At 70.0% G+C, this 15572-nt stretch carries 15 protein-coding genes; 6 read left to right on the forward strand and 9 right to left on the reverse strand.

The features are described from left to right. Positions 1-28: 28 nt before the first annotated feature. Entirely contained in the window at positions 29-2059 is a 2031-nt protein-coding gene (locus ABEA33_RS08325) for a protein meaA (RefSeq protein WP_345526276.1), read from the forward strand. Positions 2060-2069: 10 nt separating this feature from the next. On the opposite strand, the gene ABEA33_RS08330 is transcribed toward ABEA33_RS08325, so the two are convergent. Genes ABEA33_RS08330 through ABEA33_RS08340 form a run of 3 tightly spaced genes read right to left on the reverse strand, consistent with a single transcriptional unit; the run spans position 2070 to position 5103 of the window. Then, complete coding sequence (locus ABEA33_RS08330; RefSeq protein ID WP_345526277.1) at positions 2070-3917, reverse strand: FtsX-like permease family protein; 1848 nt, start codon at positions 3915-3917, stop codon at positions 2070-2072. After that, the gene (locus ABEA33_RS08335) at positions 3914-4597 is read right to left on the reverse strand and encodes an ABC transporter ATP-binding protein (protein WP_345526278.1); all 684 of its coding nucleotides are present in this window, start codon (positions 4595-4597) and stop codon (positions 3914-3916) included. The genes ABEA33_RS08330 and ABEA33_RS08335 overlap by 4 nt, the downstream gene beginning before the upstream one ends. Beyond that, positions 4594-5103: a PadR family transcriptional regulator gene (locus ABEA33_RS08340; RefSeq protein ID WP_345526279.1), complete on the reverse strand. Its 510-nt coding sequence runs from the start codon at positions 5101-5103 to the stop codon at positions 4594-4596. Before ABEA33_RS08340 ends, ABEA33_RS08335 begins: the two co-directional genes overlap by 4 nt. 81 nt (positions 5104-5184) lie before the next feature. Here ABEA33_RS08340 and ABEA33_RS08345 point away from each other — a divergent pair, with 81 nt between their 5' ends. Further along, entirely contained in the window at positions 5185-5373 is a 189-nt protein-coding gene (locus ABEA33_RS08345) for a hypothetical protein (protein ID WP_345526280.1), read from the forward strand. A 39-nt stretch (positions 5374-5412) separates the two neighbouring features. Next, positions 5413-5937 carry a ferritin gene (locus ABEA33_RS08350; protein WP_345526281.1) on the forward strand — a complete coding sequence of 175 codons (525 nt, stop codon included), beginning with the start codon at positions 5413-5415 and terminating at the stop codon, positions 5935-5937. Positions 5938-5945: 8 nt separating this feature from the next. Here the strand turns inward: ABEA33_RS08350 and ABEA33_RS08355 are convergent, their stop codons facing one another. Together ABEA33_RS08355 and ABEA33_RS08360 are read right to left on the reverse strand one after the other, a co-directional pair. Next, entirely contained in the window at positions 5946-6578 is a 633-nt protein-coding gene (locus tag ABEA33_RS08355) for a hypothetical protein (RefSeq protein ID WP_345526282.1), read from the reverse strand. 11 nt (positions 6579-6589) lie between these two features. Beyond that, a complete protein-coding gene (locus tag ABEA33_RS08360) occupies positions 6590-7318 on the reverse strand; it encodes a hypothetical protein (RefSeq protein ID WP_345526283.1) in 729 nt (242 codons plus the stop codon). 419 nt (positions 7319-7737) lie between these two features. Between ABEA33_RS08360 and ABEA33_RS08365 the strand changes: the two genes are divergently transcribed. Together ABEA33_RS08365 and ABEA33_RS08370 are read left to right on the forward strand one after the other, a co-directional pair. Then, complete coding sequence (locus ABEA33_RS08365; RefSeq protein WP_345526284.1) at positions 7738-8652, forward strand: FAD-dependent oxidoreductase; 915 nt, start codon at positions 7738-7740, stop codon at positions 8650-8652. Positions 8653-8679: 27 nt separating this feature from the next. Continuing rightward, entirely contained in the window at positions 8680-10140 is a 1461-nt protein-coding gene (locus tag ABEA33_RS08370; RefSeq protein WP_345526285.1) for a sensor histidine kinase, read from the forward strand. Here ABEA33_RS08370 and ABEA33_RS08375 read toward each other — a convergent pair. From ABEA33_RS08375 to nucS, 3 genes are all read right to left on the reverse strand, one after another. Further along, positions 10127-10441 carry a DUF952 domain-containing protein gene (locus ABEA33_RS08375; RefSeq protein ID WP_345526286.1) on the reverse strand — a complete coding sequence of 105 codons (315 nt, stop codon included), beginning with the start codon at positions 10439-10441 and terminating at the stop codon, positions 10127-10129. The two genes, ABEA33_RS08370 and ABEA33_RS08375, sit on opposite strands and share 14 nt — an antisense overlap. Positions 10442-10470: 29 nt before the next feature. Continuing rightward, positions 10471-11655, reverse strand: coding sequence for a putative glycoside hydrolase (locus ABEA33_RS08380; RefSeq protein ID WP_345526287.1), 1185 nt, complete (start codon positions 11653-11655; stop codon positions 10471-10473). A gap of 468 nt (positions 11656-12123) precedes the next feature. After that, positions 12124-12801: an endonuclease NucS gene (gene nucS, locus ABEA33_RS08385; RefSeq protein WP_345526288.1), complete on the reverse strand. Its 678-nt coding sequence runs from the start codon at positions 12799-12801 to the stop codon at positions 12124-12126. Positions 12802-12923: 122 nt separating this feature from the next. Here nucS and ABEA33_RS08390 point away from each other — a divergent pair, with 122 nt between their 5' ends. After that, positions 12924-14723: a 3-hydroxyacyl-CoA dehydrogenase family protein gene (locus tag ABEA33_RS08390; protein WP_345526289.1), complete on the forward strand. Its 1800-nt coding sequence runs from the start codon at positions 12924-12926 to the stop codon at positions 14721-14723. A gap of 187 nt (positions 14724-14910) precedes the next feature. On the opposite strand, the gene ABEA33_RS08395 is transcribed toward ABEA33_RS08390, so the two are convergent. Further along, entirely contained in the window at positions 14911-15345 is a 435-nt protein-coding gene (locus tag ABEA33_RS08395; RefSeq protein WP_425577367.1) for an integrase core domain-containing protein, read from the reverse strand. Positions 15346-15572: the final 227 nt, after the last annotated feature.

Below are 15572 nucleotides of genomic sequence, written 5' to 3' on the forward strand. Positions count from 1 at the left end.
GCGGTAGTCGTCGTCCTACGCTCGGTCCATGAGCGACCCCCTGTCCCACCCGGCAGCGAGCCACGCCAAGGACCGGCCGTGGCTGATGCGCACGTACTCCGGGCACTCGACCGCAGCGGCGTCCAACGAGCTGTACCGCACCAACCTCGCGAAGGGGCAGACCGGACTGTCGGTCGCCTTCGACCTGCCGACCCAGACCGGCTACGACCCGGACTCCCCGCTGGCGCGCGGCGAGGTCGGCAAGGTCGGCGTGCCGATCCCGCACCTCGGCGAGATGCGGCGCCTCTTCGAGGGCATCCCGCTCGTCGAGATGAACACCTCGATGACGATCAACGCGGTCGCGATGTGGATGCTCGCTTTGTACCAGGTCGTCGCCGAGGAGCAGGCAGCATCATCAGGAGGCGACCTGTCGGTGGAGGAGGTCGCCGCCCAGCTCGCCGGCACCACCCAGAACGACATCATCAAGGAGTACCTCTCCCGCGGGACCTACGCGTTCCCGCCCGAGGCCTCGATGCGGCTGATCGCCGACATGATCGCCTACACGGTCCACCAGATCCCGAAGTGGAACCCGATCAACATCTGCAGCTACCACCTGCAGGAGGCCGGGGCGACGCCGACGCAGGAGCTCGCCTACGCGCTGAGCACCGCGATCGCCGTGCTCGACCAGGTGAAGAACGCGGGGCAGGTCTCCGCCGACGACTTCGAGAAGGTCGTCGGCCGGATCTCGTTCTTCGTCAACGCCGGCGTCCGGTTCGTCGAGGAGACCTGCAAGATGCGCGCCTTCGTGCAGCTCTGGGACGAGATCACCCGGGAGCGGTACGGCGTCGAGGACCCCAAGATGCGGCGGTTCCGGTACGGCGTGCAGGTCAACTCGCTCGGTCTGACGGAGGCCCAGCCGGAGAACAACGTGCAGCGGATCGTGCTCGAGATGCTCGGCGTCACACTCTCCAAGAGCGCCCGCGCCCGCGCTGTACAGCTCCCGGCGTGGAACGAGGCGCTCGGCCTGCCGCGACCCTGGGACCAGCAGTGGTCGCTGCGTCTCCAGCAGGTGCTCGCCTTCGAGTCCGACCTCCTCGAGTACGAGGACATCTTCGACGGCTCGCCCGTGATCGAGGCCAAGGTCGCCGAGCTGGTCGAGGGCGCTCGGGCTGAGATCGACCGGATCCAGGCGATGGGTGGCGCGATCGCGTCGGTCGAGTACATGAAGTCCGAGCTGGTCTCCTCCCACGCCGCCCGCCGCGCGCGGATCGAGTCGGGTGAGGAGAAGATCGTGGGCGTCAACGCCTACGAGACCACCGAGCCGTCGCCGCTCACCGCCGACCTCGACGGCGCGATCATGGCCGCCGACCCCGAAGCCGAGCGGACCGCCCTCGCGAGCGTCGAGCAGTGGAAGGCGCAGCGAGACGAGGCCGAGGTCGCCGAGGCGCTCGCCGCGCTCGCGGCCGCCGCGAAGACCGACGCCAACCTGATGGGCCCGACCCTGGTCGCCGCCCGTGCCGGCGCGACCACGGGGGAGTGGGCCGCCGCCCTGCGCGAGGTCTTCGGCGAGTATCGCGGCCCGACCGGCGTCAGCGGTGCCGTCGTCGCAGAGGCCGGCGCCGAGTTGACCGCGGTCCGGGAGCGGGTGCGCGCGACCGGGGACGAGCTCGGGAGCCGGCTGCGGCTACTGGTGGGCAAGCCCGGGCTCGACGGCCACTCGAACGGCGCCGAGCAGGTCGCCGTACGTGCCCGGGACGCCGGCTTCGAGGTCATCTACCAGGGCATCCGGCTCACCCCGGAGCAGATCGTGTCCGCGGCGATCGCCGAGGACGTGCACTGCATCGGCCTGTCGATCCTGTCCGGCTCGCACATGGAGCTGGTGCCCGACGTCCTCGACGGGCTCCGCGACGCGGGGCTCGGCGACGTCCCGGTCATCGTCGGCGGGATCATCCCCGACTCCGACGGGCGCAAGCTGCGCGAGCTCGGCGTGGCCGCCGTCTACACACCCAAGGACTACGGCCTCACCGAGATCATGGGCGGCATCGTCGACGTGATCCGCCGGGCCAACGACCTCGACTGACCGAGCCGACCTACTCGGCGCGGATCTCCTCCGGACGCAGCCGCGGTGCGCACGCGACCATGCTGACCGCGGCGACGACGAGGCCGCCGACCACGGCCACACCGCCGAGGACGAGCGTCTGCTCCCACGGGATCGTGGAGCTGCCGTCGAGGCTGAGGTACGTCGCGCCGGAGACCGCGCCGAGCCCGACCGCGAGGGCGGAGCCGATGACGACGGGGACGGCGGTCTCGAGGCCCTGCGCCCACCGGATCACCCCACGCCCCAGGCCCACGAGCTGCAGCGCCACGATCTCCTTGCGGCGCTGGGAGGCGCGGTCGATCGCGGAGACCAGGAGGGCCAGCAGCCCCACGCCGAGCACGACGCCCGCCACGGTCCAGATCACCGATCGCATCGTCACCACGAAGTCGTAGTCCTCGGTGCCGTAGGTGCTCGGGCTGAACCCGAGGTCGGCGACCCTGCTGGCGAGATCGGGGCCCGGCGGGCCGAGCACGAGCAGGCTGTGCCGGGTCGACGGCGGCAGGTCGCCGACCATCTCGGGCGGGATGATCACGTCCGCATAGATCGGCGACAGCGCCTCGAAGACCGGGCGGTCGACGGTGGCGAGCGGGAGGTCGGCCGGTGTGGTCACGACTTCCCGGGACACCCGGTCGCCCGCGCTCCAGGTCGTGGGCCCGGAGGCGTGAGCGGTCGCCCCCTCGCTCGCGAGCCGCATCGGCTCGCCGTCGCGGCACCCCTCGAAGCCGGGGTCGATCGCGGCCAGCTGGTCACAGGTCGCGACCATTGCCTCCGTGCCCTCCTGAGCGTTGTGGAGGACGGGGACGTCCACCACCTCGGTGACGGCGTCGATCCGCGCGAGCCGGCCGGCGAGGCTCTCGGCCTTCTCCTGGGTGGTCGGCACCTCCACCCGCTGCTCGACCTTCTCGTTGCGCTCGCCCTGGACGTACTGCGGGGTGCTCTCGAAGGCGACCAGCACGAACCGGGCGCCCGTCGCCAGGAACAGCCCGATCAGCAGCGCCGCGATGATCCGGGCGACCCCCGCGGGCTGCGCCTCGAGACGTCGTACGGCGAGACGCTGGGCCGGTCCGAGCGAGCGACCGGCGGCGAACCGGGTCAGCAGGCGCACCAGGACCGGCAGCACCAGGAGCATCCCGATCGCGGTCAGCCCGATCCCGCCGAACAGGGCCACCACCTGAGCGTCGGAGATCTCCTCCTCGTGAGGACCGGACGCCACGACGTAGAGGCAGAGCGCGACGCCGGCGGCGAGAGGCAGCAGCCGCCACCGGCCCGGCGGTCGTCGGTCCGCGCGTCGACTGACGGCGAGGGCATCGCTGACCGAGGACCGCGCCGGAAGGACGCTGGCCAGGACCGCGATCGTGGGGACGCCGACGACGACCAGCACCTGGTCGGCGATCGTCGGTGAGAAGAAGTCGCCCCAGGCCGCGCCGGCCGGCGAATGCCCCAGCAGCACCGGCCGGACCAGCCAGAAGCCGACCCAGCCCAGGACCGTGCCGACGAGCGCGGCGCCACCGGCCTCGCCGGTGCCGACCAGGCGGGTCTGGTTCGGGCTCAGTCCGATCAGCCGCAGGTTGGCAAGCCGTCGGTCGCGCATCGAGGCGGAGAGCCGGGCGACGGTGGCGACGAGCACGGTGCAGGGCATCGCGACCGCGGCGACGATGACCAGGACCAGCTGCGGCATCTCGTTCTGGTACGCCGTCGCGGTGACCAACTGGTGACGGCCCGCAGCCACCGTGATGAGGACGATCGCCGTACCCAGCGCCGCCGCCAGCGCCAGCATCGCCGTCCGCAGCCGTGCGGCTGGCGTGACGGACAGGCGCAGCCCGAGCAGGAGCGAGGTCACGCGACGGCTCCCTCGGCGACCCGGCCGTCGCGGACGACGACCAGGTTGTCGAGGTGCGAGGCGACCACGTGGTCGTGGGTCACCACGACCAGCGCCGCACCGGTCGCGCCGGCGACGGCGACCAACGTGTCGAGCACCCGCTCCGCGGTGAGGCTGTCGAGCGCCCCCGTGGGCTCGTCGGCCAGCACCACGGCCGGGCGGTGCACCAGGGCGCGGGCGACCGCGGCGCGCTGGATCTGGCCGCCGGACACCGCGCCGGTACGACGGTCGGCCAGGTCGGCCACACCGAGGGTGTCCAGCATCTCGAGTGCCCGCGCCCGGGCGTGGCGGGACTTCTCGCCGAGGACCTGGAGGGGCAGCATCACGTTCTCGACGAGCGTGAGCTCCGGCACCAGGTCGCCGAACTGGAAGACCATGCCCATCCGCGCCAGCCGGCGGCGACTCCGCTCGCCCTCGCTGAGCAGGTCGAGCCGCTCGTCCTCGAACCAGACCTCTCCGGAGTCGGGACGTACGACGCCGGCGAGCGCGTGCACGAGCGTGGACTTGCCGGAGCCGGACGGCCCCATGATCGCGGTCCGTGACCCGGGCATGATCGCCAGCTCGACGGCGTCGACGGCGAGCGTGTCGCCGTACCGGACGGTGAGCGCCCGACTCTCGAGGATGGCCGGTCCGGGGGTCATCGCAGGTCCTCGAGCCGGGTGCCGGCTTCCTCGATCCAGCGCAGGTCGGCGTCGAGGTGCGCGAGCTCGTAGGTGATCGCGAGCTGGGCAGCCGGGGTCGCGGTCTTGCGCTCCTGGGTGAGCTCACGCATCCGGGCGAGGTGCTGCACCCGCTGCCGGTCGAGGACCTCGGCGGCGGACCGCCCGGAGGTGAGGGCCACGCTCACGCGCGTGTAGAGGTTGCTCATCGCGAACTCCGTCGGCTGCTGGGGGGTGTAGACCCACTCGGTGATCGCCTCGACGCCGTCCTCGGTGATCCGGTAGCGCTTCCGCTCCGGGCCGTCGACGACCTCGACCTCGGCGACCTCGGCCCAGCCCTTGGTCTCGAACCGGGAGAGTGCGGCGTACACCTGGCCGAAGGCCAGCGGGCGGGTGCGCGAGAAGCGGTCGTCGTACCGCTGCTTGAGGGTGTAGCCGTGGGCGGGCTCCTGCTCGAGCAGGGCGAGGAGGGGGAGTGCGGCGCTCATGACGCCGCACTATACACACCTTGAATAGAGACGCATCACGTTGAGGTAAGGCTGTCCTAAGGATCGTGCTACCGTTCCCGCGTGGGGAAGAAGAGCGGACGCAAGCTGCCGAAGACGGAGTGCTGCGTCTCCAAGTCCAAGTGCGGACGCTGTCCGCTGCGGATGCTGAAGGAAGGCACCCTGCCGGACGGGTATACGGTCAAGAAGCGCAAGCTCGTCACGGTCGACGGCAAGAAGGTCACCAAGAAGAAGCTTGCCAAAGCTGCTTGATCTGCCTGCCTGACCGACCCGCCGACCGAGGAGCCTTTTGTGGCCGCACCCCGCTTCGTCGACCAGCTCAACCTCCAGGTGGGCAACGAGCTCGCCGCGCACAACCAGTACCTCGCCTGCGCCGTCTACTACGACGCGCTGACGATGCCGCAGATGGCGGCCTTCTTCTATGCGCAGGCGCTCGAGGAGCGCGCGCACGCGTCGATGATGATCCAGTACCTTCTCGACACCGACAGCGCCGTGACGATCCCGGCCGTCGAGGCGCCCGTCAACGACTTCGCCGACGTCGTCGGCCCGGTCGAGCTCGCGCTGGCCCAGGAGAAGCGGGTCACCGACCAGATCAACGGGCTGCTGCGCATCGCCCGCGAGGAGTTCGACTTCGCCTCCGAGCAGTTCATGCAGTGGTTCATCAAGGAGCAGGTCGAGGAGGTCGCCACGATGAGCGACCTGCTGGCCGTGGTGAAGCGCAACCTCGACGACGTCGAGGACATCGAGGAGTACGTCGCGCGCGAGCAGGGCGGAGGGGGCGCCGACCCGACCGCCCCGCGCCAGGCCGGCGCCTGAGTCGTCGTTCAGCAGACCCAGTCGCGGGCGATCGCGACCAGCTCCTCGGGAGCGCGCACGCCCACCAGGTCGATCTCTTGGCCCGACGGCTCGGTCCACAGCACGTGATGGGGACGCAATCCGCTCTCGTCGGGATCGGCCCACGTCACGGCGGCGTCGTGCTCGCCGACGGTCGTCTGCACGATCCGGTCGGCCACGAGCGGGTCGCCGGCGAGGTCCCGCGCGACCGACTCGCCCGCGACGCCCGGGCTGAGAACGACCAGCAGCCCGCCGGACCGCAGGAACGCTGACCGGCCCTCCTTCGGTGCGGCCCCGCCGTAGGCGACCGTGCTGCCGGCCCCGTGCTCCGCCTCGCTGGCCCCGACCACCGCCAGCCCGTCCAGCGTGTCGGGCAGTCCGAGCGGCGGGGTCTCGACCGCCCGGACCGCCAGGTCGTCGGGGAAGGGGCTGTGGGTCAGGCGCCGCTCGTACGGCGTGAAGGACGGGCTCTCGTCGATCGGCTCGACCTTCGCGGAGCAACCCTCGGCCGCCGAGGGGGCACGGACCGTTTCGACGGCGCGGCCCTGGGTCGTGCCGCACCCGGCAAGCACTGGCAGCGCGAGGGTGACCACGGCAAGTCCACGAACGGTTCCACTCTTCATGACGAAGCCTCTCAGTCCAGGGTGCCCAGGTAGGAGTTGACGCGGCGGGTACTAGGTCTCGTCAACTGATACGGAGCGTTCACGTTGAGGTGGTTGGCATTGAGGTCGTACCAAGTCGAAAGGTAAGTGCTATACAGCTCGAGCCCGCTGTGCTTGACGTCGATGTTGTATGACCCCGAGATCGAGCCGCTGGAGGCAACCTCGAGCCCCACGCCACCCCCGATCCCGGTCGAGTTGTAGCCGGGACGGCAGCGTTGCTGGTTGCCGTTAATGTAAGTCGCCCACCCGGAGTTGGCGCCGGAACAGATGGCCTGCGCGACCTTCATCGTCGGCGTCGCGCCGACCCCGAATTGGTTGGTCAGGTCGGTGAGGCAGAAGTAGACCCCGCCTGGCGTCTCTCCGTCGGTGTAGCTGCTCCACTTGCCGCTAGCAGGCGTGCAGCTGTCCACTCCAACGCCCTTGTAGGTGCCGACGGCCAGGAAGGCGTTGCCGCTGAAGTAGGCCTGGACAGGGTGCGCGTAGGTCAGACCGGGGGTCGTGCCAGGATTGGTCCGGATGTCCTGGACGCCGCGGATCGCAGTGACGTAAAGTCCGGCTTGGTCCGTGCGGCCAGCCGCCGCGCTGTCGTTGGCCGCCCATCCGGGTACCGCGCTTGAGGCGAGCAGTAGAGCCGCAGTGAGGGCGACGCCGAGGTAATGGGGATGCAATATCATTCTCTCGCTCCATTCGGGCCAGTCCACTTCACGTTCCGCGTTTCAGGGGAAGCGGGTTCAACGGCCGACAGAGCGCATCCGAGTCGCATGCGCACTTGTGTCAGAGCAGTTACTGGCCCAACCATGAGGCCTTGGCCGTTGTTTCTCCCGTTACCACGCCCATTTCACCTTTGCTACGTCCGGCAAGACTGCTGGGGTCGCTAGTTGCCCGCAAGTGCTGGCCGAGGATCATTATCGGTTTGCTTCGAATTTTGTGAGCCGTGAGATAAGAAAATGAGCATGAAGGGGTGGGAGTGTCTCCACTTCGCGGTTTATCGGCCGCGGGTCAGAACCAGGCGAGAAGTGAGCTCGGGTCGCTGAGATGGTCGGCCTCACGCTGCTCGACACCAAGGGGGCGTGAGACCGGAAGGTGACCTGCGCGCAGCCTCGTGGGCCACACTTCATCCATGGGTCGCGACGAGCGGGTGATCGTGGTCGGCGCCGGCGTCGTCGGCCTGACCTGCGCGGTGCGGCTGCTGGAGGCCGGGCTCCGCGTGGACGTGGTCGCGCGCGACCTGCCGCGGGAGACGACCTCCGCCGTCGCGGCCGCGCTCTGGTACCCCTACCGGGCGCTCCCGCAGGACCGGGTGACGGCCTGGGCGCGCACGTCGTACGCCGTCTTCGACGCCTTGGCCGACACGGATCCCGAAAGCGGGGTGCGGATGCTCCCGGGCACCGAGGTGCTGACCGCCGACCGGCCGGACCCCTGGTGGCTGGCGGCGGTGCCCGCGCTGGAGCACACCCGCGACGTGCCGTCCGGCTGGGCGGCGGGCTGGTCGTTCACGACTCCGGTGGTCGACATGGGCGTCTACCTCGACTGGCTGGCGGACCGGGTCGAGGAGCTCGGGGGCACCATCACGAGGCTCAACCTGGCAGCGCTGCCCGCGACCGGTCTGGTGGTGAACTGCTCGGGCCTCGGCGCCCGGCTGCTCGGCACGGACCGGACCGTCGTACCCGTGCGCGGCCAGGTCGTGGTCGTCGAGCAGTTCGGCCTGGAGCGCTGGTGGCTCGACTCGCGGGGGCCGACGTACGTCGTGCCGCGCGAGCATGACGTCGTGGTCGGTGGCACCGACATCGAGGGTGACTGGAGTCGCACGCCGTCGCCGCAGACCGCGGCTGAGATGCTGGCGCGTGGTGCCCGGCTGGTGCCGGAGCTGCGCACCGCCCGGGTGCTGCGGCACAAGGTCGGGCTGCGACCGGTGCGACCGGCGGTGCGACTCGAACGCGTCGGCGACGTGGTCCACTGCTACGGCCACGGTGGCGCCGGCGTGACGCTGAGCTGGGGCGTCGCCGACGAGGTCGTTGCTCTCCTGGATCGTTGAAGCATCACCAACCGCTACTGTCAGCCCGTGGAACTGCACGCGGGAGAGCTCTTCCGTGGGGTCTTCGAGACGCTCCCGGACGCCGTCGTGATCGTCGACGACGCGGGTGTGGTCGTGCGTGCCAACGCGCAGTGCCGCAGCGTCTTCGGCTATGCGCCCGGCGAACTGGTGGGCACGCCCGTCGACGCGCTGGTCCCGATGCGGTTCCGACAGGACCATCCGGGCCGCCGGGCCGGGTACGGCGCGGCCGCGAACCCGCGGCCGATGGGGCTGCTCCGGCTGGCGGCCGTGCGCCACGACGGCAGCGAGTTCCCGGCCGAGATCTCCCTGGCTCCGATCGAGGTCGACGGCCAGCGGTTCATCTCCGCGACCGTTCGCGACATCACCGCACGGATCCGCGACGAGGAGCGGTTCCGGAGCCTGCTCGAGGCTGCGCCGGACCCGACCGTCATCGTCGACGCCACCGGCATCATCGTGCTGGTCAACGACCGGGTGGAGGCCGTCTTCGGCCACACTCGCGAGGAGCTGGTCGGACGCCGGCTCGACGCGCTGGTCCCCAAGCAGCTGCGGGAGGAGACCCTGGCCGGCTTCGCGGCATACGTAGCTGAGCCGAGCGACGTCCCGATGGGCACCTTCCAGCAGTTCGTCACCCAACACCGAGACGGGCGCGAGATCCCGGTCGAGCTGTCGATGTCGCCGCTGCGCACCGAGGACGGCGTAGTCGTCTCGGTCGCACTGCGGGACGTCAGCGAGCGGCTGCAGATGCAGGCCGAGTCGCAGCGGCTTCGCGACGACGTCATCGCCACGGTCTCGCACGAGCTGCGCACTCCGCTGACCTCGATCATCGGGTACGCCGAGCTGATGGGCGACCTCGACGAGCTCGACCTCAGCCGCCGGGCCCGCAAGCTGCTGAGCGTCATCGAGCGCAACGCGTCGCGCGAGCTGCAGCTCGTCAACGACCTGCTCACGATGGCGTTCCTCGACGACGACCGGTTGCGGATGCGTCGGGAGCCACTCGAGCTGGAGAGGGTCTGCCGTCAGGTGGTCGAGGATCAGCGGCTGCGGGCCCGCGAGCGCGCGCTCACGCTGACCTTCGTCGGAGGCGAGACCGGCCCGGTGGCCGGGGACTTCCACCGCGTGGTCCAGGTCGTCGAGAACGTCGTCACCAACTCCCTCAAGTTCACCCACGGCGGCGGCAGCATCGACATCGGCATCGCCGACCACGGGGCGATGGGCGTCATCGAGGTCCGGGACACCGGGATCGGGGTCTCACCCGAAGAGAAGGAGCGCCTGTTCGAGCGGCTCTACCGCTCGCCGCGGGCCATCGCCGACCAGGTGCCGGGCGCCGGCCTCGGGCTGCCGATCGCGCGCGCGATCGTCGAGGCGCACGGTGGCTGGATCGACCTGCAGAGCAAGCTCGGCGTCGGCACGGTGGTCCGGGTCGCGCTGCCGCACGTCGACTCCGCGGGCGTACCTACAACGGGGTGACGGTCACCACGGCGGCCGGGTCCAGTGCGCCGTACACGTGTGGGAACGTCTCGGTGACACCCGCCGCAGGCGACTCCTCGATGACGGGGACGTCGAGCAGGTCGGTGTCGATCTCGAGCAGCACCAACGGCTCGGTGATGTCCGCGTAGTACCTCGCGCGCACGCCCTCCCACTGCTCGGCCCTGCTCGCGTGCAGGAAGCCCTCCTCTTCGAGGGTGACGCCGACGGTCGAGGTGGTGTACGCGCCGGTCGCCTGGGCGTCGGTCCAGTCGGCCAGGGTCGCGATGTGGAAGATCCTCACGTGCTCATCGTCGCAGGATCCGCGGGATGTCAGCGAGTCCGGATGACGGCCGTCGTCGGAGCTAGGCGTACGCCGAGGACGCGGCGGGACTCCGTCGTCGGGTTCACGGCGACGGTCCCGCGGGTGAACCGGCGGGTCCAGGTGCCGTCGGCGCGCTCGAGCGCCGGGCCGAGCGGGCGCCCGGCGCTCCGGGTCGCGGCCGGGAGCCAGTGGCTGGACGCGAGCTCGTCGGGCACGTAGACGCTGGCGCCGGTCCGTCCGTTCCAGCTCAGCAGCCAGGTGGCGCGGTGGTACGTCTGCCCGACGCGGTCGCCGGTGGGGCCGTAGGTGACCGCGAGCAGCGGCACCTTCCGGGCCGCGAGCCATCGCGCCGCGTCGAACTTCCAGCGCCAGTCGGCGCCCGAGAACCGGCCGTCCTGGCCCGGCCAGTTGGTGAAGTGCTCGTTCTCCCACCCCGACACGTACGGCGTCCAGGCCGCCAGCGTGGCCTTCCAGTTGTCCCACTCAATCGACAGGTTGGGCACGGCCAGGTAGCCCGCGCGGCGGATCTCCGGGCCTATCCGGGCGAGGAACGAACCCGTGGCGGCGTACTGCGCGTCGTCGTCGGGGATGCGGGTCGAGACCCGGTTGCCGACGGTGTCGTGGCTGAGGATGGTCAGGACGTCGTCCATCATCACGCCGTCCCACCGGTGGGCGCGCAGCTCGGCGAGGACGTTGCGTGCCCAGGTCTGCTGGTAGCCGCTGTCCGCGATGTCCATCGGGTAGAGCCCGCGCCAGTCCGACCACTCGATGATCTGGCCGGTGCGGTCGCGCAGGAACCACGACGGGTGCTCGGCGGCGACCCAGTCGTAGCCCATGCCCGCGGGGAAGCGGCCGGTCGCGGACTCGGCCTCCTTCACGACCGCCGAGGCGTCCTTGTACATCAGGATCGTGATGCCGGGATGCTTCCTGCGCAGCGCCGGGATCTGCAGGTACTCCCACGACTGCATCACCACGACGTCGCCGCGAGGCGCCTGCGGCGTCTTGGCCAGATCGCCCCGGTCGAGCGTGAGCACACCGTTGCCGGTGGCCCAACTGGGGGAGCCCACCCGGCCCGCTGGGGCCTTCGGGTCGACGGCCGGCGCCGGCGCGGAGGTGGCGACGGTCGCCGCGACCAGCGCGACCACCCCGGCCAGGCGGCGTACGGCGGAGCGGTGGACGGGGTGGTGCCTCACGGTGCCCTCCGAGGGGACGTCGGTTGTGACCGACGTACTCATCGGACGGCGGCCGTCCGACGTGAGGGCGCGGGGCATCTCTTAACTCTGGGCGCGTCGCAGCGCTCCCGACATAGCGCATCCGGGCCAGCCCGAATGGGGGTGGCTGAGTGGGATCCACATCCACACCTCGGCTTGGCGCGCACCCTCGGCCAGTACGTCGAGCTGCGAGGGTGGGGCGAACCCGGGACGGACTTCTCCTGCAGCAAGTACCCGGGCTGCGGCTTGACGGCGCTGCGTTAGGGCAGGTCAGAAACGACCGTAAGCCTGCAATCACTGAGGCTCTGGAAGGCGGCGCACAACCTCGTTGAGGGTGCTCTCGGTGCGATCGAAACGGCGGGTGTGCCAGACCTGTCACCGTAGGCCGGGTTCTCGCGAGCCGCCAGCGTCGCCCTGAAACCTGTGGACGGCGTGCCGGCCGAGTGCTCGTCAGAAGAGGCGGTGGCTCGGGTCGTCGAGCCCGCGCAGGGCGTCGTAGTCGACGAGCGCGCAGGCGATGCCGCGGTCGGTGGCGAGGACGCGGGCCTGCGGCTTGATCTCCTGGGCGGCGAAGATGCCGCGGACGGGGGAGAGGAGCGGGTCGCGGTTGAGCAGCTCCAGGTAGCGCGTGAGCTGCTCGACGCCGTCGATGTCGCCGCGGCGCTTGATCTCGACGGCGACGGAGGCGCCGGCCTCATCGCGACACATCAGGTCGACCGGTCCGATGGCGGTGGGGTACTCACGGCGTACCAGCGTCAGGCCGGGGGAGAGGGTTGCCGGGTGCTCGGCGAGCAGCTCCTGGAGGTGCTTCTCGACACCGTCCTTCTGCAGGCCCGGGTCGATGCCGAGGACGTGGCTGGAGTCGCTGAAGATCTCGGTCAGCAGGATCCGCAGGGTGTCGTCGGTCTTGGGGTTCGTGACGGTCCACTCGATCTGGCCGTCCTCGGTGGTGCCTTCCCGAAGCGTGCACGGCGGCGACATCCAGTTGAGCGGCTTGTAGGAGCCGCCGTCGGAGTGCACCAGGACCGAACCGTCGGCCTTGATCATCAGGACCCGCGTCGCCAGCGGGAGGTGGGCGGTCAGCCGCCCGGCGTAGTCGACCTGGCACGTTGCTACGACGAGTCTCACGGGCGTGGAATCTACCGCCGGGGCCGACTGACCGCGCGGGCGGTGCTCGATTGGATCGTTAAGTTACTGGTGAGTGAAGTACGCCATAGCCAGCCCGCTGGTCGCGTGCCACGATGCGCCGCATGACGACCTCTCCGGCAGAGTCCCGCACCTTCACGACGATCGGCGTGATCGGCCTGGGCACCATGGGCGCCGGCATCGCCGAGGTCTTCGCCCGCAACGGGTACGCCGTCGTAGGTGTCGAGAAGGACACCGACGCGTTGGCCCGGGGTCGCCAGTACCTCGAGCACTCGACGAACCGTGCGGTGAAGCGGGAGAAGCTGACGGAGGCCGAGCAGGTCGAGCTGCTGGGCAGGATCAGGTTCAGCACGTCCCTCGGTGACGTCGCCTCCGCCGACCTGGTGGTCGAGGCCGTGGTCGAGTCGCTGGAGACCAAGAAGGCGCTCTTCCGCCAGCTCGACGCGATCGTCGGTCCCGACACGATCCTCGCCACGAACACCTCCAGCCTCTCGGTCACCGAGATCTCGACCGCGAACTCGTCGCCCGGCCGGGTCATCGGCGTGCACTTCTTCAACCCGGCGCCGGTGCAGCAGCTGGTCGAGATCGTCCGTACCGTGGTGACCGAGGAGCAGGTGCTCGAGGAGGTCAGGACGCTGATGGCCGACCTCGGCAAGACCCCGGTCGTCTGCGGCGACAAGGCCGGGTTCATCGCCAACACGTTGCTGTTCGGCTACCTCAACCACGCGGTCTCGATGTACGAGGGCCGTTACGCGACCCGCGAGGACATCGACGCCGCGATGCGCTTCGGCTGCGGATACCCCATGGGTCCGCTGGCGCTGCTCGACCTGATCGGCCTCGACACGGCGTACGAGATCCTCGAGACGATGTACCGCCAGGGTCGCGACCGGCTGCACGCACCGTCGCCGATCCTCAAGCAGATGGTCACCGCGGGGATGCTCGGTCGCAAGACCGGCCGCGGCTTCTACGCCTACGAGGCGCCCGACAGCCCGGTCGTGGTCGCCGACGACCGGACGCCGTCCGCCGACGCGAAGCCCGAGCTCCGGCACGACATCAAGCTGGTCGGCGTGGTCGGCACCGGCACCATGGCGACCGGCATCATCGAGGTCTTCGCCAAGAGCGGCTACGACGTGACGTACGTCGGGCGCTCCAACGACAAGGTCGACGGTGTCGTCGCCGCGATCACCAAGAGCTTCGACAAGCAGATCCAGCGCGGCCGCTCGACCGAGGAGGCCAAGGCGGAGGTGCTCGGGCGCCTGACCGGCTCGACCTCCCTCGACGACCTCAGGGACGTCGACATCGTGGTCGAGGCGATCGCCGAGGACCTGGCGATCAAGACCACGCTCTTCGAGAACCTCGACGAGATCTGCAAGCAGGGCGCGATCCTCGCGACCACGACCTCCAGCCTGCCGATCATCGCGTGCGCGCAGGCCACGTCGCGGCCGCAGGACGTCATCGGGATGCACTTCTTCAACCCGGCGCCGATCATGAAGCTGGTCGAGATCGTCTCGACGGTCGCCACCGACGAGGTCGTCACCGAGACGACCCAGGCGCTGGTGGCCAGGATCGGGAAGGTCGGCGTCTCGTGCGCCGACCGGGCCGGCTTCATCGTCAACGCGCTGCTCTTCCCCTACCTCAACGACGCGGTCCGGATGCTCGAGGCGCACTACGCCACCGCCGACGACATCGACACGGCGATGAAGCAGGGCTGTGCGTTGCCGATGGGCCCGTTCGAGCTGCTCGACGTGGTCGGCAACGATGTCTCGCTGGCGATCCAGCGCGAGCTCTACCTGGAGTTCCGCGAGCCCGGCTTCGCGCCCGCACCACTGCTCGAGCACCTGGTCACCGCGGGCTACCTCGGTCGCAAGACCAAGCGCGGCTTCCGGGACTACAGCCAGCGCTGACACTCTCCCGGAGCCTGGACATGGGTGAGTTCTGCATCAGGACATTGGTGGCGGTTGGTGTGTCGGGACTTCGGTGACGCTCCGGGATTTGTCGGGCGTGGACCGCGGGGGTGGCCGTCGCCGAGGTAGGTCGTCCCTGGCTCGGGGCGGGTGATTCGGGTGTCTGCGGGTAGGTCTGCGGCCGGCTTTAGCCGGGGACGCAGGGCGGGGACCGGTGGCTGGTAGATCGGCCGGTCCGGCTTCGGGTGGGGCGGCTCGGCGATGGAGGTCGCCTGCGATGCGGCCAGCAGCGTGATGCGCCCGGGCAGTCCTTGGTGAGGACGCTCGTGTTGTGGATGCGGTCGAACGCGTCGACTTTGGCTTGGAGCTGCGCGAGCGTGTCGGCGAGCGGCTGCTTGTCGAGGTAGCGGAGCAGGGTCTGGTGGAAGCGTTCGTTCTTGCCCTGGGTGGTGGGCTTGTACGGCTTGCCGGTGATCGCCTCGGTCGAAGGGCTGGTCTTGGGGTGTCGGGCCCGGGGCTCGAGTACCGCGGACGGCCCGTCGGCCTTGGCGCGCTTGCGCAACTCGTAGAACGACTTGCGGGAGATGCCGTGCTCGACACCAGAACGTCGAAACCGCCCCACGCGGGGCGTCCTGGGGCCACTGCGAGATCGCGAGACGGACACGGGGATCGATGGATTCATTGACTGCCACCAGCCGAGCCTCGGGGCAGAAGTGTCACCACCAAGACCACCAGAAGTGTCACCGGTGTCTTGATGCCGAACCGTCACCGATGTCCTGAGACATGACACGGCGAATTCAATCGGTTGTTGCAACTGGACTGATTCTGGAAGAGGTTGCGGGTCATGCC

This window comes from Nocardioides endophyticus, assembly GCF_039543845.1.
GTDB classification, from domain to species: domain Bacteria; phylum Actinomycetota; class Actinomycetes; order Propionibacteriales; family Nocardioidaceae; genus Nocardioides; species Nocardioides endophyticus.

What these genes read in the sequence shown, in the direction of transcription:
- ABEA33_RS08340 (WP_345526279.1), bottom strand. Translation starts at nt 5,103, where the DNA reads ATGAGCGCCGCACTCCCCCTCCTCGCCCTGCTCGAGCAGGAGCCCGCC.
- ABEA33_RS08355 (WP_345526282.1), bottom strand. Translation starts at nt 6,578, where the DNA reads ATGAAGAGTGGAACCGTTCGTGGACTTGCCGTGGTCACCCTCGCGCTG.
- ABEA33_RS08390 (WP_345526289.1), top strand. Translation starts at nt 12,924, where the DNA reads ATGACGACCTCTCCGGCAGAGTCCCGCACCTTCACGACGATCGGCGTG.
- ABEA33_RS08325 (WP_345526276.1), top strand. Translation starts at nt 29, where the DNA reads ATGAGCGACCCCCTGTCCCACCCGGCAGCGAGCCACGCCAAGGACCGG.
- ABEA33_RS08365 (WP_345526284.1), top strand. Translation starts at nt 7,738, where the DNA reads ATGGGTCGCGACGAGCGGGTGATCGTGGTCGGCGCCGGCGTCGTCGGC.
- ABEA33_RS08335 (WP_345526278.1), bottom strand. Translation starts at nt 4,597, where the DNA reads ATGACCCCCGGACCGGCCATCCTCGAGAGTCGGGCGCTCACCGTCCGG.